This is a genomic window from Virgibacillus proomii (assembly GCF_900162615.1).
Taxonomy (GTDB): Bacteria; Bacillota; Bacilli; order Bacillales; family Amphibacillaceae; genus Virgibacillus; species Virgibacillus proomii.
Genome location: NZ_FUFN01000010.1, coordinates 1,104,151 through 1,127,435 on the forward strand (window position 1 = coordinate 1,104,151; position 23,285 = coordinate 1,127,435).

A 23,285-nucleotide genomic window follows, 5' to 3' on the forward strand; every position below is an offset into this window, starting at 1 on the left:
GGGAGGGACTCATGTGGATAAGAAAATAGCTATTCTTCCTGGCGACGGAATTGGGAAGGAAATCATGGAATCTGCAATCCGAGTGATAGAAACGATTGCAGCAGATTTTAATCACCAATTTACTTTTGAGGAACATGCCATTGGTGGGCAAGCGATTGATCAATATAATGACCCATTACCAGAAGCTACGGTTCAAGCATGTGAAGTAGCAGATGCTGTACTGTTAGGAGCTGTTGGCGGAGAAAAATGGGATTCACTGCCTGGAGACAAACGCCCGGAAAAGGGGCTTTTAGGAATCCGCAAAACATTAGGATTATTTGCTAACTTACGTCCTATAAAAGGATTTGACCCCTTATTGCATGCTTCTCCTTTGAAGGAAGAAGTTATTAAAGGAAGCGATATTTTAATAATTCGAGAGCTGACAGGTGGTTTATATTTTGGTGAACCGAAAAAGCGTGTAGATGATGGCAATGCCGCAGTTGACACATTGTACTATACTCGAATGGAAATGGAACGAATTATTGATACAGCTTTTCAAACTGCAAGAACGAGAAAGAAACAGTTGACATCTGTTGACAAAGCGAATGTCCTAGAATCAAGCAGACTTTGGCGAGAAGTCGTAGAAGAAAAAAGCAAGCAGTACCCGGATGTAACAGTAAATCATTTGTTAGTAGACGCTGCTGCAATGAAGCTAATTGCTAGTCCGCAGCAATTTGATGTTATTGTAACCGAAAATTTATTTGGTGATATTTTGAGTGATGAAGCATCCGTATTAACTGGGTCATTAGGCATGCTACCGTCAGCTAGCATACGATCTGATGGAGTTGGCCTATATGAGCCTGTTCATGGTTCAGCCCCAGACATCGCTGGAAAAGGGATAGCTAATCCATTGGGAATGATTTTATCAGCAGCACTGATGCTTCGCCAATCTTTTGGTATGGAAAAAGAAGCAGATGAAATAGAAAGAGCAGTGCAAAAAAGTCTTGATCAAGGGTACCATACTCCTGATTTGAATATAAAAAATGGGACGATCGTTGGTACAAAAGAAATGACAGATCTTGTTATTAATAATCTATCAAGTAATGAAGCGTCTAATTGTATTTGTAATTCATATGTATAAAACTGGAGGTGAAATAAGTGGGAAAGCCGAAAACGATTATCGAGAAGATTTGGAATAATCATATTGTTTATCAAGAGTCGGGAAAGCCCGATTTACTCTATATTGATTTGCACTTAGTGCATGAAGTGACTTCTCCACAGGCCTTTGAAGGGCTACGCTTAAACAATCGTAAAGTGCGCAGACCCGATTTGACTTATGCAACGATGGATCATAATGTTCCAACTAAAAATAGAGATGTTATGAAAGATGAGATTTCTCGTAAACAAATGGAGACACTGAAGCGAAACTGTTTAGAGCATAATATTCCATTAGCTGATATGTTCCATCCTGATCAAGGAATTGTCCATGTCATTGGTCCAGAATTAGGGTTGACTCAACCCGGCAAAACAATCGTTTGCGGTGATAGTCATACTTCAACCCATGGCGCTTTTGGTGCACTTGCTTTTGGAATCGGTACAAGTGAAGTGGAGCACGTATTAGCAACGCAAACGATTTGGCAGGAACGCCCAAAAACGTTAAATGTTCATGTAGAAGGTGACCTAGGATCAGGAGTTACGGCAAAAGATTTGATTTTAGCAATTATAGCTAAGTTTGGAGTACGTTTTGGCACAGGTTATATCATTGAATATACGGGAGATGCGATTAGAAAGTTATCAATGGAAGGTCGTATGACTGTTTGTAATATGTCGATTGAAGCCGGAGCCAGAGCGGGGTTAATTAGTCCAGATGAAACAACGATTGAATATGTCCGAGGAAGAGCCTATGTTCCAAAAGGAGAAGCATTTGCAAAACGTACGAAAGAGTGGTTGAGTTTAGCGACAGATGAAGGAGCGGTATATGATCACCAAGTAACGATACGCGGAGATGAGGTAGAGCCACAAGTTACATGGGGAACAAATCCTTCTATGTGTGTTCCCGTGAGCGGATCAACTCCTAGCTTGGAGCAAACTGAACACCCAGAAGATGTAAAGCGGGCTTTAGAATATATGGGGTTGGAAGAGAATCAGCCAATTTCTTCAATTGAAATAGATCATGTGTTTATAGGGTCTTGTACGAACTCACGTCTAAGCGACTTGCAACGAGCAGCAAGCATTATTAAAGGAAAAAAAGTGCATCCAACTGTACGGGCTATTGTCGTACCAGGCTCTTTTAGCATTAAACTCCAAGCTGAACGCGAAGGTATTGACGAAATTTTTAAAAATGCGGGGTTTGAATGGCGTGATGCTGGCTGCAGCATGTGCTTGGCAATGAATGATGATGTTGTTCCGCCCGGTGGACGTTGCGCTTCTACCTCCAATCGTAATTTTGAAGGCAGACAAGGAAATGGCGCCCGTACTCATCTCGTAAGTCCGGAAATGGCGGCAGTAGCAGCGATTAAAGGGCGATTCGTAGATGTTCGAGACTATGCAGATGCGGTGTTATCAAGTAGCTAGTTAACCGAAACATCCGTATCATTTTACGAAGGAGGTAAAAAAGTGGAAGCAATTCAAACGCATAAAGGGCTTGTTTATCCTTTAAATCGAACAAATGTAGACACAGACCAAATTATTCCAAAGCAATTCTTAAAGCGAATTGAACGAACTGGTTTTGGGCAGTTTCTTTTTTACCATTGGCGTTTTGATGATGATGGCAATAAACGTAAAGATTTTAGCTTAAATGAAGATCACTATCAGGAAGCAACAATTTTACTTGCGGGTGAAAACTTTGGTTGTGGATCTTCTAGAGAACATGCGCCTTGGGCTTTATTGGATTATGGTTTTCGCGTTATTATTGCTCCAAGCTTTGCGGATATTTTTTATAATAATGCGTTAAAAAATGGAATTATTGTGATTCAAGTTGACGATAAGCAAGTTCAATACTGGATGGAGAAAGCAGAAAAAGGAACACTCATTTTAGAAGTGAATTTGGAAACACAACAAATTATCGAGGAAGATAATGCATATCATTTTGACATACCAGCATACCATAAACAGAAGCTGCTGAATGGTTGGGATGATATTGCTCTTACTTTACAGCATGAGGACAAAATCTCTCTCTATGAAAATAGGATGAGATCCTAAATAAACTTAACGATACAAGGAGTGTGGGGAAATTGGGGATTGCTTAACAGGTGAAAAGGTATATTATGCGATGCAGCGTCTTGCTCCAATCGTGCATCGAACACCATTATTAACATCACAAACGACAAATGATTTTTTACAGAAAAAAGTTTACTTTAAAATGGAGAATCAGCAGAAAACGGGTGCCTTTAAATTTCGAGGTGCTACATTCAAGTTAATGCAGCTGACAAAGCAGCAATTAAAAAATGGCGTTATCACAGCTTCTGCTGGAAATCATGCACAGGGTGTAGCTTATGCTGCAACCAAATTAGGTACAAAGGCAACGATTTTCATGGCAGAAAAAACACCTTTGGCAAAAGTAAATGCAACTAGAAACTATGGAGCAGAGGTTGTTCTTTCCGGGGAAACGTTTCAAGAGGCATATGAAGCTTCTCTTGAACATCAATTGCGGACAGGAGCAGAATATATTCATCCATTTGATGATTATGATGTGATGGCCGGACAGGGAACAATTGCAATGGAATTGTTAAGACAGGAAGATCGAATAGATACGATTATAGTTCCAGTAGGTGGCGGTGGCCTGATAAGTGGAATTGCCGTTGCTGCAAAGCATGTCAATCGCAATCTGAAAATTATTGGTGTGCAAGCCAGTGGAGCTGATGCAATGTATAGAAGCTATCATACAGGCGTAACTGAAAATTTAAGTTCAGTTAAAACGATTGCTGAAGGAATTGCAGTTAAAAAGCCTGGTCAGCGAACACTGCCTATCATTAGAGAATATGTAGACGACATGGTTACTGTTTCGGATGAAGAAATTGCTGCATCTATTGTCTATATGTTGGAGCGTAACAAAACGTTGATGGAAGGGGCAGGCGCTGCTGCAATAGCTGCCTTATTCGCCCATAATAAGCAAATCAATTCCAGGCATTGCGGGGTCATTGTTAGTGGAGGAAATATGGATATTAGTACAATGCCAAGAATACAGCAGCTAGCAGAACGATTACATGATCCCGTACTCGTTCACTCATAAAATTAAAAAAGGATTCGTCCAGATAGATGAATCCTTTTTTGCGTTAAGCGTATAATTTTTTTAGCACTACCGTTAATTCTCCGTCTTAAATTTTTTGTTATAAGAGCAATAAGTAATCTTCTGTGCTAAAAGACTTAGCTTTCGACGAAGCTACGACAGCGATACATCGCGGTTTTTCAAGGGAAGGAAAACTTGATAACGCTGTATCAAGCTTTTCAAGGGCGTTGCGATTTTAGCTGGTATTTCAGGTATTTAACATCATTACAGTTTCTGCCCATAATATTTATCGATTGAAAAACCTCTTCCTAATATTTCTGAAGCATTTAGAAAAATCACAAAGGACTCTGTTTCTTCTTGTTGTAAAATTTTTTTCAAACGTACTGCTTCTTGCTTTTCGGCAACACAAAGAATCATCGTTTTATCTTGATCTGAATAGCCACCAACTGAACGCACCTTTGTTAAACCACGGTCAAGCTCGTTTTGAATGAGAGATTGAATCCGTTCCTCGTTTTCTGTAATAATCATGATGAGTTTAGTGGCGGCAGTTTGAAGCTGAACAATATCGATCGTTTTACTCGTTATATAAATACATATTAAGGCAAACAATGTTAACTCGATATTAAATACAATAATAGAAGAGATGACAACTAAGCCATCAACGATAAATTGCGAATAACCGCTAGATAAACCGGTAAACTTTTTAACAATCTGGGCGATTGCTGCTGTTCCACCGGTCGAACCATTTCCTTTATAGACAACACCTAATCCAACCCCAAGTACTATCCCTCCATAGATCGCTCCAAGCAATGGATTGGTAATGGAGAAGGGAATATCGGAACTCAACCAAATAATAAAAGGCACCCAAAATGTCCCAACAAGCGTTTTCCAGCTAAAATCCTTTCCGAGTGCCAACCAGCCAATAATAAATATCGGAATATTAATGATAAATTGTACATAAGCAGGACTTAGATCATATAATTCAAAGAGAATCGTACTAACTCCGGAAATTCCTCCAGCAGCTAATTTAGCCGGTAATATAAATATGTTATAGGATAAACCGACAAGGGTTGCTCCAACGATGATTTGTGTATATGAAATCACTGATTTGTTCATTTTTTGTGTTATTGCTGTCATATCCTAGACCCCCTCTCTAACTCCTACTAACGGATATAATTCTAACATGAGGGGCTCCTACTGTCGACTTCCACAAATGGATTCCATAGAGATTTAAATGTATTATTGCATAACAGCAGGCTTTTTTTCTTGAATTTGTTTAATAACAGTATCCGTGAAATTAGCAATGATTTTCGGAAGAATGGCACGTAAAGCGGAGTTGATAATTTTTCCCGATAAACCTTTCACGGTAATGGTAAGGGAACCAATAATTTTTGTTTGTTTATTACAGAGTTTTTCTGCCTGAAAATACCCTTGGCCTACGAGTTGTTTACTAGTATTTGATAACGTAAAAGCTACTTTCTCTGGCTGTCTCCATTCGGTAATGAAGATGGTTAACTGAACCGTTTTCTGTATAGCTCCAATATCCCCTTTACATACCCAAATCGATTGTTCATTATTGATCATCGTATGGGTTTTATACCCGGGTACTAGTGGTGCCCAATTATTCATGTCACTAATAAAATTCCAAATCTCTTCAATTGGAATCATAACCTTTCTTTCACAACTGCTACTTGGCAACTTACAATTACCTCCTTTAAGTACGTGTTCAAAAAAGGATTAAAAAGGGGCTGGCTTCCTTTAAACTCAATCGCATCGGAAAACTGTTTTTCTTTTCCAAGGAACGGACAAGCCACAAAAAGTTCAATGCGTTTTTCCCCGAACTTTTTGAACATTCTCTTTCATGTTATATACATACTCCATACCTTCTGATTTATATGCATAAAAGTAAAAAATTAGTATACCGTTTTCTAAAACTTTATCCTGTATTGAAGGCTCCGTAAGACTTCCACTTCAAGGATGATAGAGGATATGAAGAAGTCTAAGTAGGAGATAACACCCTATATAAATGCTCGATTCGTTCAGGATGACAGAAAAAGGGAGATTTCTTGATTAAACATCGCGATTTTTCAAGGACAAGGAAGACTTCTTGACTAAGCTCCTCACGCAGAAAAAGCGTTCTTCTTTTACAAGGACGCCTGAGATTTTAGCCTTTGTTCAACTTTTATCAGTAAGGAAAAAGACCGCTTCAATAAAGATTTACTTTATCGGAGTACTCCAACAAGTAGTCCAGCAATAATTGATCCTTCTTTCACGGTCTTATCTACATACTATATGGTGTACGTCTGTAAAAGCGCAAGTTTCTTTTTGAAGAACGGAAGCACAAGTGCTTTGCTCAGCCCAGACAAGCGCTGAAACTCCGAGGAGGAGACCCGCTCCCTCGAGTGGGCTAGGACTGGATAAAAATTTATCACAAAAATTATTCACAATGAATAAAATTTATAATTTCCTTTATTTTCTAGAGAACAAGAAATATGTGAACAATTCATGGATAAAGGAAAAGATAACTTGCTTATTATTAGGCTAAGTTGTAGGATGTGTGGTAGAAATAGACAAAATGAAAGTTTATAATGAAGACATCAATTTTTAAGGAGAGAAAGAAAAATGAGTATCTTAGTTTTAGGTGGTGCAGGATATATTGGTTCACATGCTGTTTATCAATTAATTGATAAAGGTAAAGATGTCATTGTCATTGATAATCTCGAAACAGGTCATTCACAATCCGTTCATCCTCAAGCTACATTCTATGAAGGGGACATACGTGATATAAATTTTCTAAGAACTGTATTTAAACGTGAATCCATTGAGGCGGTAATACATTTTGCCGCTAACTCCCTTGTAGGAGAGTCCATGGAGCAGCCCTTAAAATATTTTGATAATAATGTATATGGTACACAAGTATTGCTGCAAGCCATGACTGAATTTAACATTAAGTATATTGTGTTCTCTTCGACTGCCGCCACGTATGGGGAGCCCGAACAAGTACCAATTACGGAAGACATGCCGACGCATCCGACAAGCACATATGGAGAAACAAAACTAACCATGGAAAAAATGATGAAGTGGGTACAAAAAGCACATGATATTCGTTATGTTTCGTTAAGATATTTTAATGTGGCGGGAGCACGGGAGACTGGAGAAATTGGTGAAGATCATCAACCTGAAACACATCTTATCCCAATTGTCTTACAAACAGCATTGGGAAAGCGTGATCATATAACTATTTTTGGCGATGACTATGACACAAAAGACGGCACTTGTATCCGTGATTATATACATGTGGAAGATTTGATCGATGCGCATTTACTTGCTCTTGCTTATTTGCAGCGTGGCGGTCATAGTGATGTGTTTAATTTAGGTAGCAGCCAGGGGTTCTCTGTAAAAGAGATTATTGATTCGGCTAGAAAAGTGACTGGAAAAGAAATTCCTGCTCAAATTGGAACAAGGAGAGCTGGTGATCCAAGCATACTAATTGCCAGCTCAGCAAAAGCTAAAAAGGTACTAGGATGGAATCCAGCTCGTACTTCTATTACTAAAATTATAAATGATGCTTGGAACTGGCATTTGAGCCATCCAGATAGTTATAATGGAAAGTAATTTATAACTCTAAACTAAAGGTTAAAACCAGTAGTGCTTTTATTAAAAAAGTATTGCTGGTTTTTTGAGGTGTTTGTTTTTACATAGCTTTTTAATAGTTGCTTCGCTGACTAGCTTAAGCACTTAAGCAACAGAAAACTTCGCTCTTCTTCCAATGATAAGTCAACATCGACTCAAATCTAAAGAAAGGCTGACTAAAAGCGGATTTGCGCTCAGGTGTCGGCATCCCCCTGTTTTAGAGGCATATTTCCTTGAACCCGAATATAAGAATCTGTATTTATCTTGATAAGATAGCTCGAGAAACAAGACCTCAATACCTCATTCGTTTCATTAATAGTCAATGAGAAAAGCACTCCTTCAAGGAAGTTTTTTTGTCTCGGCAAAATTTCTGCTGTTGGTACATTCCTAACCGGGAGTCTGTGCTTTTGTTTAGTTTGGGAGGAGGCTGGAGGACATTTTAGACGACACTAGGTAAAGTATAGTTCTTTCTCACTATTTTGGTTAATTAAAAGCAATATATCTAAAAAAGCAAACAACATCCCTATTGTGAAAGCGCTTTATTGCATGTAGTCTAACAATAGTACTAGTACTCATTTTATTAAATAGAGGGAGGTTAAGCAGTGAACAAACAAAAAAGGACGTCAATCTTTTTAATCATTAGCATGCTTCTAACTACAGTGTTAATCCATAGTGCTTTGCCTAAAAGTGTGGAGGCGGAAAACTCTCAGACAAATTTCGAACGTGAACTCACAAGTGCAGCTGTTGATAAAAGTAAAGAAGATAAGCAAGCATCGCAATTATTAAAGGAAATACCTATAGATATTTCTGATAAAAATTTAGAAGAAGGGGATTTTAAAATAATCCAGGGCGATGGGAAGCTAACATCAAATGATGACGGGTCTGTAACGTATCAAGTGACCTCAAACCAAAAAAACAAAATAGTTTATAACAACATACCAAAAATAAAAAATGGTATATTTGAAGCTACTATTTCTACAGATACGGATTTGCATCGTTTTGGTGTTATTTATCGAGTTCAGGACCCTTCCACTTATACGTATGTTGGTACTGGTGATGGTAATGATCAGTATTTCAGCGAAGTGTTCGGTCCAACAAACAAATGGACCTCGATGACAAGCAGTGTACCGCTTGAAGCTAATAACACGTATCAGCTGCGCGTTAAGTTTATTGACGATTCGGCCAGCTTATATATTGACGATAAAAAAATAGGTTCTTGGACACAACCGGAAGGAGTTGATTCTCCTGGATTGATCGGGCTTGAAAAGAGTCGGGGTGCTGCAAATATTACGATTTCCAATATTAAAATTAAAGAGTATGTTCCTCCAAAACCACCTCATACAGAACCTGTTATAGAAACATTACGCTCGGACTTTATGGATGTTACCATTGATGAAGTGTACCCACGCATTATCACCTATGATGTAGATGGAAAGAAAATGCATGGTCAAGAAACCCCTGTATACGGGTTGAAAATCAATAGTATACTCTATTATCCAGAAGTCACTTTTGAAAAAGTAAGCGATAATGAAGCCATATATTCTCTACATGTAAAAGATGAGTATGAAAATATTAATGTTCTCATTAAGCTTTCGTTAAGGGTAAACGATAATCAAGTCATTTATCAAATGAAAGAAGTGAATAATAAAACGGATGTAAGCATTGAAACCATTGAATTTGCTGATTTAAATTTTATCTCGGTACATGCTGGACAAAAAGATGCAGAGGCGAAGCTGACAAATTTAAGCAGTGATGTAACCAAGCCGGGAGATATTACTGTAAATGTTGATTCTTCAATGAAGAATGTAGGTCAAAAAATGGAGTACTATACCGCTTTTTTATCAACGAATGAGCTAAGTGCAGGAGTCTGGTCAAGCTCTGAAGTAAATGGCTATCGTAATTTAATTGCAACACGTTATGAAAATGAGAACGGTCACAAGGCAATTGGAATTGGTTCGAATACCTTATTCTATCATCGCGATTTTATGGATAAACCTTCATCTAACACACCAACAGTTAAAATAGTGATAGCTGAAAATATAAACGATGATAATCGAGTAGATTGGCAGGATGCTGCTATTGAATACCGAGATTTATTGCCTAAAATAGAAGGAGCTGAGGATGTAAATAATACGGTAGGAATGCGAATTGCAATGAATTTTGGTTCACATGCCCAGCAACCATTTTTAAAAACGTTAGATCATGTTAAAAAGGTTGCTCTTGCAACAGATGGTTTGGGTCAAGCTGTTCTTTTAAAAGGATACGCAAATGAAGGACATGATAGTGGTCATCCAGACTACGGAGATGTTGGAGAACGAATGGGGGGAAAAGAGGACTTAAATACACTCATTAACGAAGGAAAAAAATATAATGCTGATTTTGGAGTGCATATTAATGCACAAGAAGCCTATCCGGAAGCTAACTCGTTCAGTGAAGCATTAATCAATGGGCCTAATGCCAAAGGGTGGGGCTGGCTGGATCAATCGTATACCATCGATAAATTAAGAGATTTATATACAGGTTCAAGGGCCAAACGCTTAGATGAACTAAAAGCAAACGTCCCAGGTTTAGCGTTTATTTACCTCGATGTATGGTACCAAGATCAGTGGGAATCAAATAGAGTTGCAGAACAATTTGCTGATCGTGGTTGGAGAATGACAACGGAGTTCGGTACAGCGATTGCGAATTATGCAACTTGGCAGCATTGGGCAACCGATAAAAATTACGGAGGATCAACGGATAAAGGAATAAACTCGGAAGTTCTTCGGTTTATTAGTAACCACCAAAAGGATTCATGGGTATTAAATTGGCCTGAAAAAGGAGGAACAGCGGATCATCCATTGCTTGGAGGCTTTGAACTAGCTGGTTTTGAGGGCTGGCAATCGGATAAAAACTTTGATCAATTTATTAAAATGACGTTTGATACCAATGTTCCAACAAAGTTTTTACAAAAATACTATGTAACGAATTGGGAAACTGTAGAAGGAGATCCTTCTAAGACTAACTTAGAAAAAGAGATCACATTAAAGGATCCAAGTAATGGCGATATCGTTAAAGTGACAAGAAAAGAAAATGCTAGAGAACGTGTTATCACACTAAATGATCACGTTATTCTTGATGGCCATGCTTATTTATTTCCATGGGTAGAGCAGGATTTTGAAAATCCAACACCAGATTCTACAAAGTTGTACCATTGGAATCTGGAAGGTGGAAAAACGACGTGGACACTCCCAGATGAGTATAAAAATGCTTCCAAGGTATATGTTTACAAACTGACAGATCAAGGTAGATCGAAAAAGCAAAAAGTTGACATTAAAAATAACCAGATCACCCTACAAGCAGAACCAGCGACAGCATATGTGGTAGAAGCAAAGCAAACGAAAGGAATTCAGGTAGATGAATGGAGCACCAATGCCCATGTTTCTGATACAGGATTTAATACTGGGACATTGAAAAGTAAACATACAAAGGTTTTTGGGGATAAAAAAGCAATTCAGGTTAAGCGGACTAATCAATCTGGTGCGCCACGAAATTTAAGCAGTGGCGATTATTATCTCGAGTTTAATAGTCCGAAAAAAGATTCTAACGTAACGAAAAAAATCACCGATTTACAGCCGGGTAAGGATTATGTAGCAGAAGTCTATGTAGACAACTCCAGTGATGTGAAAGCAGGGATTCATGTAAGTGGAAGTGTTAAAGATGTATCGAATTATACGTATCGTAGTTTGCAAAAGAATTACGTCAAAGCAGATTCCCATGCAACCAATGATGGATATGAAAGCAAAATGCAGCGGATACAAGTTCCATTTACTGCGAAAAAATCTTCCGCAAAGTTAATCTTAAGCCGTGAAGCAGGAAAAGGAATTACCAAATTTGATGATATCCGGATCGTGCAAAAAAGTCTTAACAATAAACCTTCAGTAACGGTATTTGAACAAGACTTCGAATCCGTCGTCCAAGGTATCTATCCATTTGTAGTTGGTAATACAGAAGGTGTGGAAGATAATCGTATTCATTTATCACAACTTCATGCCCCGTATACTCAAAAAGGGTGGGCTGGCAAAAAACTCGTGGATGATGTTATAGATGGTGAGTGGTCATTAAAAGTCAATACTGGTAATCGTGGTTTAGTATATCGGACACTCCCGCAGCATTTTCATTTTGAACCAGGAAAAACGTATAAAATAACGTTTGATTACCAAACAACTGCAGACTCTTATCGTTTTATCTCAGGAGATAAAGAAATTGATGTGAAGGACATTAATCAAGCCGAGGGGCTCCATGTAAATGAAAAGCTTCCAAATGCTTTAAACACCAAGACAGTAAGCTTTACAATCCAGGGATCTGATAACCAGCAAACGTATATTGGTATTTTCAATGACGGAACCACTTTAGATGGTGATACGGGTGAAGGTACTTTTATCCTCGATAATTTGCGAGTAGAGACACTATTAAACTAGAATTATAAACTAGCTCGAAACTGCATGCAGTTTTCGAGCTAGTTATATTTTGTCCCCTATGTAAGGGACTGTAAGACTCTCACTTCAAGATTTATAGAGGAAATGAAATGAGAGGTAACAGTCCATAAATGCGCAATTCGTTTGGGTTGACAGGACAAGAAAGACTGCAACAGCGGTACATCGCGGTTTTTCAAGGACAAGAAAGGACAACAACAGCGATACTCTACACGAAGAAAAATATTTTTCTTTTTTAAGAAGAACAAAAGCGTAAGCGTTCGGTTATCGGTCTCTAATGGCAAGCCTTTCGCTCGCAAAAATTAGGACACTTCTAACTTAATTTAATTAACGCCTTTTAGAAATATGCACCTAAATAATTATTTAACATGTCTTTTATATAATAACTCAATTTTTCACATTATATGAAATCCCTTTCATTACTTTCCGGTAACGAGAAGGTGTTTTATTTGTCGTCCGCTTAAATGCCTGCGTGAAAAAAGATTGTGATGAAAAGCCAGTAAAAGCTGCAATATGTGCTATGGAATAATCCGTTGTCTCCAATAGCAATTTTGCCTCTTTTATTCGAATACGATTTAAATATTCAATTGGAGAAATCCCCATATCTTTTTTAAAGGTATGTGCTAAATAATATTTATTTATATGCCCAACACTAGCCAGTTTGTCTAGCGTAATTGGATCTCGGTAATTTTGATTCAGATAATACATGATAAAAGCAGAGATTTTATTCATATTTTGGGCTTCTGTTTTAGTGACGGTTAATTGTTTTTCGCGTGTAAGTTTAATAATTAGTATTTCAATGATGTTTTGACAGATGATCTCATAATTTTCCTTATGCCCCTGTATTTCTTCTAATAATCTTTTAAGATAAAATAGGATATTCTCGCGATCGGCTTGAAAAATATATAAACCAAGCTGTGAATTTTCATCATCTTCTTTACTAAAGGAAAGTCCCTCAATTCCTAAAGCAATATATTCTAAGGAATCGTGCTTATTCGACTTTTCTGTATGAACCACATTTGGATTAATAATAACTAAATCATTTTCTTTTATAGGAAGCTCGAGGTTGGAAAGTACAAATGATCCTTTTCCTTTGACAATATAGAACAATTCAGAAAAATGGTGAGTATGTTGTGTACTGTGCCACCCTTTATCGTATTCCGAGTGTGTTATATAAAGCAGTTTAAATGGTGGCTTTTTGTTTATTGTATCTTTTACTTTATAAATTTCGTACGACATCATTTCCCCCTCCTTTTAACAAGCACTCAAAAGAATTTCTAAGTGCTATTTCTAAAACAACATCCAACTGATCCATTATCCTAAGCGGGCAAGCTAACACACAGTAGTTTATGGGGAATTTTGAACATATTCTAATAGTTTAACCCGACTGCAGTCGATTGGGTACCCTATACCTACTTTCTATTAAACGATAATTTAACTAGAAATGGAAGGGCTTTACTAATTGAAAGCACGTGGTTTTGGAAAAATTTTATAGGAGTTCTTCTAAATAGCAATATTCCTAAAAAACTTAACAAGATGTTTATTGTGAAAGCGTTTTACAATAGATAGAATAGTAGTTAGCAAGGAATTTAATAAAAAGCTAAGGAGGCTTTATTAATGAAACGGATAAAATGGTTGCTCAGTTTATCACTAATTTTGGTAATTTTTAGTTTAGCGGCTTGTTCTGACGGTGGAAAAGAAGAAAAATCATCTGATAGTGATGGAGAAGGAAAAACGACCCTTCAAGTAGCAGCTTTAGAGTCTGCTTATGGAGCGGATATATGGAAAGATATTGCCAAATCATATGAAAAAGTGAATCCTGATGTGAAAGTAGAATTAATGATTGAAAAAAACCTGGAAGAAGTAGTTCGTCCGAATATGCAGGCTGGTAAATATCCAGATGTTATGCTATTAGCAACAAACCGGGAAGAAGCTCTAACTGAAACGCTAATTAAAGAAAATGGGTTAGAAGATATAACCGATGTATTAGATATGAAGGTTCCAGGAGAAAAAAACGCTGTAAAAGATAAATTATTGGATGGTTTTACCGACACATTGGCTACAAATCCGTATAATGATGGAAAAATGTATCTAGCTCCGATGTTTTATAGTCCTACAGGTTTATTCTACAATGCAGGGTTATTTGCGGAAAAAGGTTGGGAAGTTCCAACAACATGGGATGACATGTGGAAATTAGGAGACAAAGCAAAAGAAGAAGGAATCTCTCTTTTTACGTATCCAACTAGTAATTATTTTGATACCTTAATTGGTTCTATGCTTTATGCTGCTGGAGGACCTGATTTTTATAGTTCTGCAATGACTTATAAAGACGGAATTTGGGAAACAGAAGAAGCCACACTAGTTTTGAAAACGGTTGAAAAAATGGCTGACTATGTTCATCCGAATACAGTAGCGAATGCAAATCCTAATGACTTTACAAAAAACCAACAGCTGATATTGGATAATAAAGCCCTTTTTATGCCAAATGGCAACTGGGTAGTAGATGAGATGAAGGAAGCACCAAGATCCGAAAACTTTGATTGGGGGATGACCTCCGTTCCAGCGTTTGAAGAAGATGGTGATCGTTATGCATTTACTTTCTTTGAACAGATTTGGATTCCAAAAGAAGCCAAGAATAAAGAAGCCGCAAAAGATTTTATTGCATACATGTATTCTGATGAGGCAGCCGATATTTTCTTAGAGGCTGGAGCAGTCCAACCAATAAAGGATATTACGGAAAAACTGGAAGGACAAAAGCAGATGTTTTATAGCATTTACGAAGAAGATAATGTCTTGCCTGCAATGGGTACCTTCGCTTCAACGAAACCAGTACCAGGAGCCAATATGGGAGAGACATTATATGGAACGATTGACAGTGTAATAAGTGGAAAAACAATGTATAAAGAATGGCAGGATAAAATCGAAGAAGTTAGTGATAAGTTAAGAGAAGCAATGAAACAATAAAGATCTTTGTATGAGGCTGTTAATTAGGTTAAATGAGAAGCAGTTAGGAAGAGAATGAAAGCGGAATCTGAGTATCCAAACCAAATTCAAAAGTTCATCATTACACAGAATTAACTGAGTTTCAGTGACGAATGAAGGTGGTTGTCTTTTCCTTACTGCTCTTTTCCTTTTAGAGGTTGTGCAAAAAACACGTGACATCGAATTTTTTCGGATGTTAGAACATATAAAATTTTCGCGCTCTAAGTTCATTTAATATAGTTACGAATTTTTAGTTCTACGTATACTGCAACTAGGCTATCGTTTACGCTATGCTTGTCGCTAGCTACGTTTTCTTTATTGGTATGCTTCTTTGTTTCTTGAAAAATAAAACGTTTTTCCTACATGGGAATGAGTTTCAAAAAAGCTACACTAGTGTCATGTTTCCATCCTGCAAAACTTCGCCGGATAGGGAGTGCTAGTATTGGCGATTAAACAAGATGCCTGAGACTTTAGCTGACTTTGGATCTTCTTATTCCCTTTTTGAACGCGCACGTTAACTAAAAGAGGTGAGAAAATGAGTAAAACAAAGTCAAGAGGGTTATTTATTGCCTTATGTGTTAGTCCTGCACTTATTCTACTTTTTGTTTTTATGTTTTTACCAACGATAGAGGTATTTCGCATGTCCTTTTATCAATGGGGAGGCTTTTCCAATACAAAACAATTTGTCGGATTAGATAACTTTAAATTATTGTGGAATGATATGAATTTCATTCGTGCATTTCAGAATTCGGTATTCTTAATTGTAATTGTAGCCATCGTAACATTTACTTTTGCCATCTTTTTTGCTGCTATCTTAACAAAAGAGCGGGTAAAGGGAGGTAACTTTTTTCGGATTATCTTTTATATACCAAATATTTTATCTATTGTAGTTATTGCTGGGATATTCTCAGCTGTTTATGATCCTTCCAATGGATTATTAAACAGTATCCTCGGTTTGTTCAGCCTGGATAAGTTGCAACAAATGTGGTTAGGTGATCAGAAAATCGTTATATACAGCTTAGCAGCTGCTTTAGTATGGCAAGCAATTGGTTATTATATGGTGATGTATATGTCGAGCATGGCTGCAATACCGCCAAGTTTTTACGAAGCGGCTTCTCTTGAAGGAGCAAGCAAATTTAAACAGTTTACAAGCATTACATTACCTTTAGTTTGGAATAACATCCGGACAACACTGACCTTTTTTATCATTAGTACAATTAATCTAAGCTTTTTATTAGTGAAAGCAATGACAGGCGGAGGACCTGACGGATCAACGGAAGTATTCCTTTCCTACATGTATGATCAGGCATATGGGAACTCTACCTTTGGTTACGGCATGGCCATCGGTGTAATTGTGTTTTTATTTTCATTCTTGTTAGCAGCTATAGTCAGTCACATTACAAAACGTGACGTTTTAGAGTACTAAGGAGGTTCGAAAGGTCCATGAGAAAGTCTAACCGGTTAAGTACTGATACCCTTATTAAACTATTTATCTACGTAGCTTTAATAACGTTAGCTATTTCTATTATTGTACCAGTTGCTTGGGTGTTTTTAGCTTCAATTAAACAAAATAAGGAGTTTTATGGTAGTCCGTGGTCTCTTCCAGAAGGGATTCATTTTCAAAATTTTATCGAAGCTTTTCGTGAAGCTCAAATGGGAGAGTATCTATTTAATTCAATGATGGTTACAGCACTGGCATTAATCATTTTATTGGTTGTAGCTTTACCAGCCGCTTACGTATTATCAAGATTTAATTTTAAAGGCAATCGACTATTGAATTCTATTGTTAAAGCAGGCTTATTTATAAATGTCAGCTATGTTGCGGTACCTATTTTTTTAATGTTGTTGGATTGGGATACGAGTTTAAATACAATTTTTGGTCAAGAGTTTTTATTGAATAACCGGTTTATGCTCGCCCTTATTTATGCTTCAACAGCTTTACCATTTACGATTTATTTATTGTCGAGTTATTTTAAAACATTGCCATCTGATTTTGAAGAAGCTGCTAGTATCGATGGTGCAGGATATTATCGGACCATGTTTTCGGTTATGTTTCCAATGGCAGCTCCAAGTATTGTGATTGTTATTTTATTTAATTTTTTGCTGTTTTGGAATGAATATATCCTGGCATTAACATTAATGCCGGCAAAGAATCAAACATTACCAGTCGGTTTATTAAACTTAATGGCAGCAGAAAGAGCTGCTGTTAATTACGGACCTTTATATGCGGGAATGGTGATCGTAATGTTGCCTACATTAATCCTCTATATATTGGTGCAAAAGCGTTTAACAGAAGGTATGACAGTAGGTGGAGTGAAAGGTTAGGTGTTAGATATGAAAAAAACAGCAGGAAGAGTTACATTGCCTAGTCAGCAAAATTTTCTAAAAGAGACAAAAGAATTAATGAAACGATGGGGTGCAGACGCAATTCGTGACAGTGATGGTACGAAGCTTGATGAGGAGATTAAGCAATTAGATGCAAAAATATATACGACTTACTTTGTTGCCCGTAATCATAATGACTTCGCTATAAAGCATCCGGAAGAAAGACAGCAAATCTATTTAATGTCACAATATAATACAGCTATAAGTACAACGATTGAAATTGATTTTCTAAAAGGATACTTTACAGAGCAAATAGAACCAGATTATATTCACGATCCGAAAGTTTGGTGGGAAGTGATTGACCGTACCACGGGAGAAGTTGTTTCACCAGATCATTGGAGTGTTAATCAAACAGCAAATACACTAACCATTACGGAAGCTAAACAGTGGCATGAATATACCGTATCCTTTTTAGTATATATGAAGTGGGATCCAACACATATGTATAATCATATAACAAATGATTGGGGAGATACACCACACGATATTCCATTTGATGTACGACAGCCTCATGCTAACCAATATGTCAAGGAGTATTTACGAAAGTGGTTAAAGGATAATCCGGAAACAGATGTTGTACGATTTACAACCTTTTTTTACCATTTTACACTTATCTTTAATCATCTTGGTAAGGAAAAGTTTGTTGATTGGTTCGGTTATGGAGCAAGTGTTTCGGTAGCTGCACTCGAAGCTTTTGAAAAAGAAAAAGGCTATCGTCTAAGACCAGAAGATATTGTGGATGAAGGGTACTATAACTCTACTTTCCGTGTCCCATCACAAGCCTACTTGGATTACCTTGATTTTATTCAGCAGTTTGTTGCAAAAGAAGTGAAAGAATTGGTAGATATTGTTCACGAGCATGATAAAGAGGCGATGATGTTTTTAGGTGACAATTGGATAGGAACAGAGCCGTATGGAAAGTATTTCAAACATATTGGTATGGATGCAGTAGTCGGCAGTGTAGGTGATGGTACTACGTTACGAATTATTTCAGACATTCCAGGTGTGAAGTATACAGAAGGAAGATTTTTGCCTTACTTTTTCCCGGATACTTTTTATGAAGGAAATGACCCGGTTATAGAAGCAAACGAAAATTGGCTGACTGCAAGAAGGGCCTTCATGCGTAAACCTTTGGATCGAATTGGTTACGGCGGCTATCTTAGCCTTGCATACAAGTTTCCGAAGTTCGTTGATTATGTAGAAAAAGTTACGGATGAGTTTCGAGATATATATGACAAAATAAATGGTATTAAGCCTTATACCGGTTTAAAAGTAGCTATTTTAAATGCGTGGGGAAAATTAAGAACATGGCAAACGCATATTGTAGCTCATGGGAAATGGTATAAACAAGCGTATTCTTATCATGGAGTTTTAGAAGCGCTTAGCGGATCTGCTGTCGATGTGTCTTTTATTAGTTTTGATGAAGTAATTAACAATGGTATTCCAAGGGATATAGATGTCATTATTAATGCCGGTAATGCAGATACGGCATTCTCGGGTGGAGTTTGGTGGAAAAATGAGAAGTTAACTACTATCTTACGTGAATGGGTTTATAATGGCGGCGGCTTTATCGGGATTGGCGATCCGAGCGCATATCACTATCAAGGCAAGTTTTATCAGCTTGCAAATGTATTAGGAGTTGATAAAGAATTAGGATTTAGTTTATCGACCAATAAATATTTCACGGAAACGAAAGAGGAACATTTTATTGCTGCGGACGCAACGAACTTTGATTTTGGAGAAAGTATGGAGAATGTTTATGTTTTAACGGAAAATACGGAAATCATTGAGTACTCGAATGGTGGGGTTCATTTGTCTAGTTCGCCATTTGGTAAAGGTAGAGGGATTTATATTGCTGGTCTACCATATAGTCACGAAAATACGAGGTTATTATTGCGGGCTATGTACTATGCAGCTCATAAGGAAAAAGAAATGAAAAAATGGTTTGTCTCTAATGTTCATTGTGAGGTCCATGCATATCCGGAAATTAATAAGTATGCCGTAATTAATAATTCGATGGAAAGACAGGTAACAGATGTCTACAATGGTGCCGGAAAAAAACATAACGTCACGCTAGAAGCTAGTGAAATTTTATGGGAGGATTATTCTCATGAAGGATAAAATCTTTTTCGGTTTAAAAATTGCTTTTTTTCTACTCTGTATGTTTCTACTTTTTTACGGACAACAAACCGTGGGTAAATGGGAGTTGTTTCTACAGCTTGTTGGTCTAGCTGGATTATTGTTCCTACTATGGAACTACAATAGGAAATTTATTTAGAAATCCAATTAAAAGCGGAAGCAATAATAATTTGGAGAAAACAACAGCTGTTTTATGAAGGTGAGGAGACAAATGAAGTATGCTATTGGGATTGATATCGGTGGGACAAAAGTAGCAGCAGGAATCGTTAATGAGCATGGTGATCTAATTCAGCAGGAACTTGTGAGCAGTGATCCTTCAAGTAAAGAAGCGATGTTTCAACGAGTCGTTCAATGTGTTGAGCAACTGATGAATCATTCAAGTATTCCTTTACAAGAAATATACGGAATTGGCGCAGGTATACCAGGTAAAGTTGATAGAAAAAAGGGAATAGCTGTCTTCCAAAATAATGTACCATGGAGAAATTTCCCTTTTGTCGATCGTCTTCGTGAAGCTCTAGGTATGGAGAGAATTATTATTGATAATGATGTGTACATGGCTGCTTTTGCTGAATGGAGAGCTGCCAACATGTCAGATGAAGAATTGTTTGTCTATCTTACGATTAGTACTGGAATCTCCTGTTCGATCATTCAAGGCGGCCGATATATCCGAGGAGCAGGGTTTGCTGGAGAATTAGGGTTAATCCCAATTGATACAAAAAATAGAAAACAACCATTCGTCATGCTGGAAAATACAGCTTCTGGTCCCGCAATACAACAGAAAGCAAGGGATATTTATAAAAATGATCAAATGTTCACAAAAAATATCTTTGAAAACTATATCCGAGGAGATGCAAAGGCCGAGCAATTAATTGAGGAAATGGTTTTTGTTATTTCTAAAGGGGTTTATCTAATTAACTGCTTATTAGATCCGCATAAAATCATTTTTGGTGGCAGTGTGATGGCATATAATCCATATTTAATTGAGCAGATCAAAAAGAAGCTTGAACCATACCTGCTTGCCGAACAGAACCATATTTTAGAAAGCATGGAGATAAATAAACTAAATAATGGACAAGGGATTATCGGTGCAGGGTTAAGAGCGTGTGTCCTGTAAACGATTTGCTTTCATGAATTTGCTAAAGGAGGACACGGATATGATATATGCATATATAGAAGGTTTAATCGAACAGGCCATACATGCCGAACTAATAAACTCAATGGATAAAACCTATACACGTAATCAGGTGATGAAGCTGTTACATTTAGAAACATATCCTGATCCATCAGTTCCTGCACAGAAATTGCCAATTCCAAATTTATTAGATGATTTGGTAGCATATGCTGTTGAACATAAAGTAATTGATGATATTTTTAGTGACAAGGAAATACTGGCTGCTGAGATTATGAATTGTTTTATTGCTCATCCATCTACAATAAATACCATTTTTTATAAGAAATATGATGAATCACCGAAAAAAGCTACAGATTACTTTTATGAGCTTTGTATGAAAAATAATTACATTCAAATGGAACGTATTAAAAAGAATATTAGCTATCCAGTGGAAACACCGTATGGAAAAATGGATATTACCATCAACTTATCTAAACCGGAAAAAGACCCAGAACAAATAAAACGTGAACGGGAAACAAAAAAAGCAATCGCTTATCCTAAATGCCTTTTATGTATTGAAAATGAAGGATATCCAGGAAGAATTGATCACCCTGCACGTGCTAATCATCGAATGATTAGAGTGCCATTATGCAATGAGACATGGTTTTTTCAGTATTCCCCGTATGTTTATTATAATGAACACAGTATCTTACTTTCTGAGGAACACCGGGATATGAAAATTGACAGCAACACATTCAAAAGATTACTAGCTTTTACAAATAAATTTCCCCATTATTTTATTGGTTCCAATGCCGATCTGCCAATTGTCGGCGGTTCAATTTTAAGTCATGATCATTATCAGGCGGGGCGCTATGAGTTTGCTATGACAAATGCACAAGTAGCATATACATTCGAATTAAAACTCCTTCCTCAAGTGAAGTCTTCTGTTTTACATTGGCCGCTATCCGTTATTCGATTACAAGGGAAAAAAGCGGATGACGTAGTTAAAGTAGCAGAACATATACTTGATACTTGGAAGAACTATTCAGATGAAACAGCCAATATTCTAGCTTATACGGATGATATGCCACATAATACCATTACACCAATTGCCAGAAAGCGAAATGCTTTGTATGAACTCGACCTTGTATTACGAAATAATCGAACAACAGAGGAGTATCCACAAGGTATTTTTCATCCACATCAGGATGTCCATCATATAAAAAAAGAGAATATTGGGTTAATTGAAGTGATGGGCCTTGCCGTGTTGCCAGCAAGATTAAAGGATGAATTAGCTCAAATTAAAAATTATTTATTAGGCAAACAGCATGAACTAGCCACTTATCACAAAACTTGGGCCAAGCAATTAAAAAGTAAATATGGAAATGTCAAGTCAAAGGAAATGGCAGAGGACATTGTTCAAAAAGAGGTCGGTAAAAAGTTTGTAAGAATATTACAAGATGCGGGTGTATTTAAAAACAGCACTGCATTTGCACGATTTATTGATGTATTAAATAAATAACAGGTCAGCGAAAGAAATAAATTTTATCCCGCATGTAAGGTGCCGTAATCTCCCACTTCAAGAGTGTAGGCGCTACGAAGGGGTCAAAGTGTGAGAAACGGCACCTAAATGCCCGATTGGTTCAACTAAAATTCCGTGTAAAAAGCATTTCACGGAATGAAGTTTCACTTTATCCCGCATGTAAGGTGCCGTAATCTCCCACTTCAAGAGTGTAGGCGCTACGAAGGGGTCAAAGTGTGAGAAACGGCACCTAAATGCCCGATTGGTTCAACTAAAATTACGTGTAAAAAGCATTTCACGGAATGAAGTTTCACTTTATCCCGCATGTAAGGTGCCGTAATCTCCCACTTCAAGAGTGTAGGCGCTACGAAGAGGTCAAAGTGTGAGAAACGGCACCTAAATGCCCGATTGGTTCAACTAAAATTCCGTGTAAAAAGCATTTCACGGAATGAAGTTTCACTTTATCCCGCATGTAAGGTGCCGTAATCTCTCGCTTCAAGAGTGTAGGCAATACGAAGAGGTCAAAGTGTGAGAAAACGGCACCTAAATGCCCGATTGGTTCAAGGGTCTTTAGGTCATACCCATGTGGTACTAAAATTCCGTGTAAAAAGCGTTTCACGGAATGAAGTTTCACTTACAGAATACCGCGAAGTTGGAATCAGAATGAGCGAAGTCGCAACAGAGAACTAGGAAAGTCAAAACAAAACGTTGTAAAGTCGCAACAAATGCTATGAAGACGAAACAGATAGAGTCCGCTATTAAATGGGGTTGTCCAAAAAGTCCCTGATTTTTACTTTTTGGGGGCCCATTTTTTTCATTTTTTATTAAAAT

General features: G+C 37.3%; 16 protein-coding genes. 13 read left to right on the forward strand and 3 right to left on the reverse strand.

Annotated elements, in window-relative coordinates; translation table 11 throughout:
* Positions 1 to 13: 13 nt before the first annotated feature.
* The 4 genes from leuB to ilvA all read left to right on the forward strand — a co-directional run bounded on the left by leuB (position 14) and on the right by ilvA (position 4,210).
* Positions 14 to 1,120: a 3-isopropylmalate dehydrogenase gene (leuB, locus tag BN1066_RS12790; protein WP_077319872.1), complete on the forward strand. Its 1,107-nt coding sequence runs from the start codon at positions 14 to 16 to the stop codon at positions 1,118 to 1,120.
* Between the two features lie 17 nt (positions 1,121 to 1,137).
* Entirely contained in the window at positions 1,138 to 2,553 is a 1,416-nt protein-coding gene (gene leuC, locus BN1066_RS12795; protein WP_077319873.1) for a 3-isopropylmalate dehydratase large subunit, read from the forward strand.
* Positions 2,554 to 2,595: 42 nt separating this feature from the next.
* Complete coding sequence (leuD, locus tag BN1066_RS12800; RefSeq protein WP_077319874.1) at positions 2,596 to 3,180, forward strand: 3-isopropylmalate dehydratase small subunit; 585 nt, start codon at positions 2,596 to 2,598, stop codon at positions 3,178 to 3,180.
* Positions 3,181 to 3,250: 70 nt separating this feature from the next.
* Positions 3,251 to 4,210 carry a threonine ammonia-lyase gene (ilvA, locus tag BN1066_RS12805; protein WP_077319875.1) on the forward strand — a complete coding sequence of 320 codons (960 nt, stop codon included), beginning with the start codon at positions 3,251 to 3,253 and terminating at the stop codon, positions 4,208 to 4,210.
* Positions 4,211 to 4,471: 261 nt separating this feature from the next.
* Here ilvA and BN1066_RS12810 read toward each other — a convergent pair whose 3' ends face one another.
* Together BN1066_RS12810 and BN1066_RS12815 are read right to left on the reverse strand one after the other, a co-directional pair.
* Positions 4,472 to 5,344, reverse strand: a complete 873-nt coding sequence (locus tag BN1066_RS12810; RefSeq protein WP_245799784.1) for a YitT family protein — start codon at positions 5,342 to 5,344, stop codon at positions 4,472 to 4,474.
* A 102-nt stretch (positions 5,345 to 5,446) separates the two neighbouring features.
* Positions 5,447 to 5,905: an SRPBCC family protein gene (locus BN1066_RS12815; protein WP_077319876.1), complete on the reverse strand. Its 459-nt coding sequence runs from the start codon at positions 5,903 to 5,905 to the stop codon at positions 5,447 to 5,449.
* Positions 5,906 to 6,829: 924 nt separating this feature from the next.
* Between BN1066_RS12815 and galE the strand changes: the two genes are divergently transcribed.
* Positions 6,830 to 7,822, forward strand: a complete 993-nt coding sequence (galE, locus tag BN1066_RS12820; protein WP_077319877.1) for a UDP-glucose 4-epimerase GalE — start codon at positions 6,830 to 6,832, stop codon at positions 7,820 to 7,822.
* Positions 7,823 to 8,442: 620 nt separating this feature from the next.
* Complete coding sequence (locus BN1066_RS12825) at positions 8,443 to 12,300, forward strand: endo-alpha-N-acetylgalactosaminidase family protein (protein ID WP_245799785.1); 3,858 nt, start codon at positions 8,443 to 8,445, stop codon at positions 12,298 to 12,300.
* A gap of 402 nt (positions 12,301 to 12,702) precedes the next feature.
* Here BN1066_RS12825 and BN1066_RS12830 read toward each other — a convergent pair whose 3' ends face one another.
* Positions 12,703 to 13,554: an AraC family transcriptional regulator gene (locus BN1066_RS12830; RefSeq protein WP_077319878.1), complete on the reverse strand. Its 852-nt coding sequence runs from the start codon at positions 13,552 to 13,554 to the stop codon at positions 12,703 to 12,705.
* A 378-nt stretch (positions 13,555 to 13,932) separates the two neighbouring features.
* Between BN1066_RS12830 and BN1066_RS12835 the strand changes: the two genes are divergently transcribed.
* The 7 genes from BN1066_RS12835 (at position 13,933) to galT (ending at position 22,454) form a co-directional block, all read left to right on the forward strand.
* Positions 13,933 to 15,279: a carbohydrate ABC transporter substrate-binding protein gene (locus BN1066_RS12835; protein ID WP_143695817.1), complete on the forward strand. Its 1,347-nt coding sequence runs from the start codon at positions 13,933 to 13,935 to the stop codon at positions 15,277 to 15,279.
* Positions 15,280 to 15,832: 553 nt separating this feature from the next.
* The gene (locus tag BN1066_RS12840; RefSeq protein ID WP_077319879.1) at positions 15,833 to 16,723 is read left to right on the forward strand and encodes a carbohydrate ABC transporter permease; all 891 of its coding nucleotides are present in this window, start codon (positions 15,833 to 15,835) and stop codon (positions 16,721 to 16,723) included.
* 17 nt (positions 16,724 to 16,740) lie between these two features.
* On the forward strand, positions 16,741 to 17,622 hold the full coding sequence (locus BN1066_RS12845; RefSeq protein WP_077319880.1) for a carbohydrate ABC transporter permease: 882 nt from the start codon (positions 16,741 to 16,743) through the stop codon (positions 17,620 to 17,622).
* Between the two features lie 9 nt (positions 17,623 to 17,631).
* The gene (gene gnpA, locus BN1066_RS12850; RefSeq protein WP_077321471.1) at positions 17,632 to 19,803 is read left to right on the forward strand and encodes a 1,3-beta-galactosyl-N-acetylhexosamine phosphorylase; all 2,172 of its coding nucleotides are present in this window, start codon (positions 17,632 to 17,634) and stop codon (positions 19,801 to 19,803) included.
* Positions 19,804 to 19,843: 40 nt separating this feature from the next.
* Entirely contained in the window at positions 19,844 to 19,960 is a 117-nt protein-coding gene (locus BN1066_RS21290; RefSeq protein ID WP_425445297.1) for a DUF6903 family protein, read from the forward strand.
* A 72-nt stretch (positions 19,961 to 20,032) separates the two neighbouring features.
* Positions 20,033 to 20,935 (forward strand): ROK family protein, encoded by a 903-nt coding sequence (locus tag BN1066_RS12855; RefSeq protein ID WP_077319881.1) that lies wholly within the window; start codon positions 20,033 to 20,035, stop codon positions 20,933 to 20,935.
* A 40-nt stretch (positions 20,936 to 20,975) separates the two neighbouring features.
* A complete protein-coding gene (galT, locus tag BN1066_RS12860) occupies positions 20,976 to 22,454 on the forward strand; it encodes a UDP-glucose--hexose-1-phosphate uridylyltransferase (RefSeq protein WP_077319882.1) in 1,479 nt (492 codons plus the stop codon).
* Positions 22,455 to 23,285: the final 831 nt, after the last annotated feature.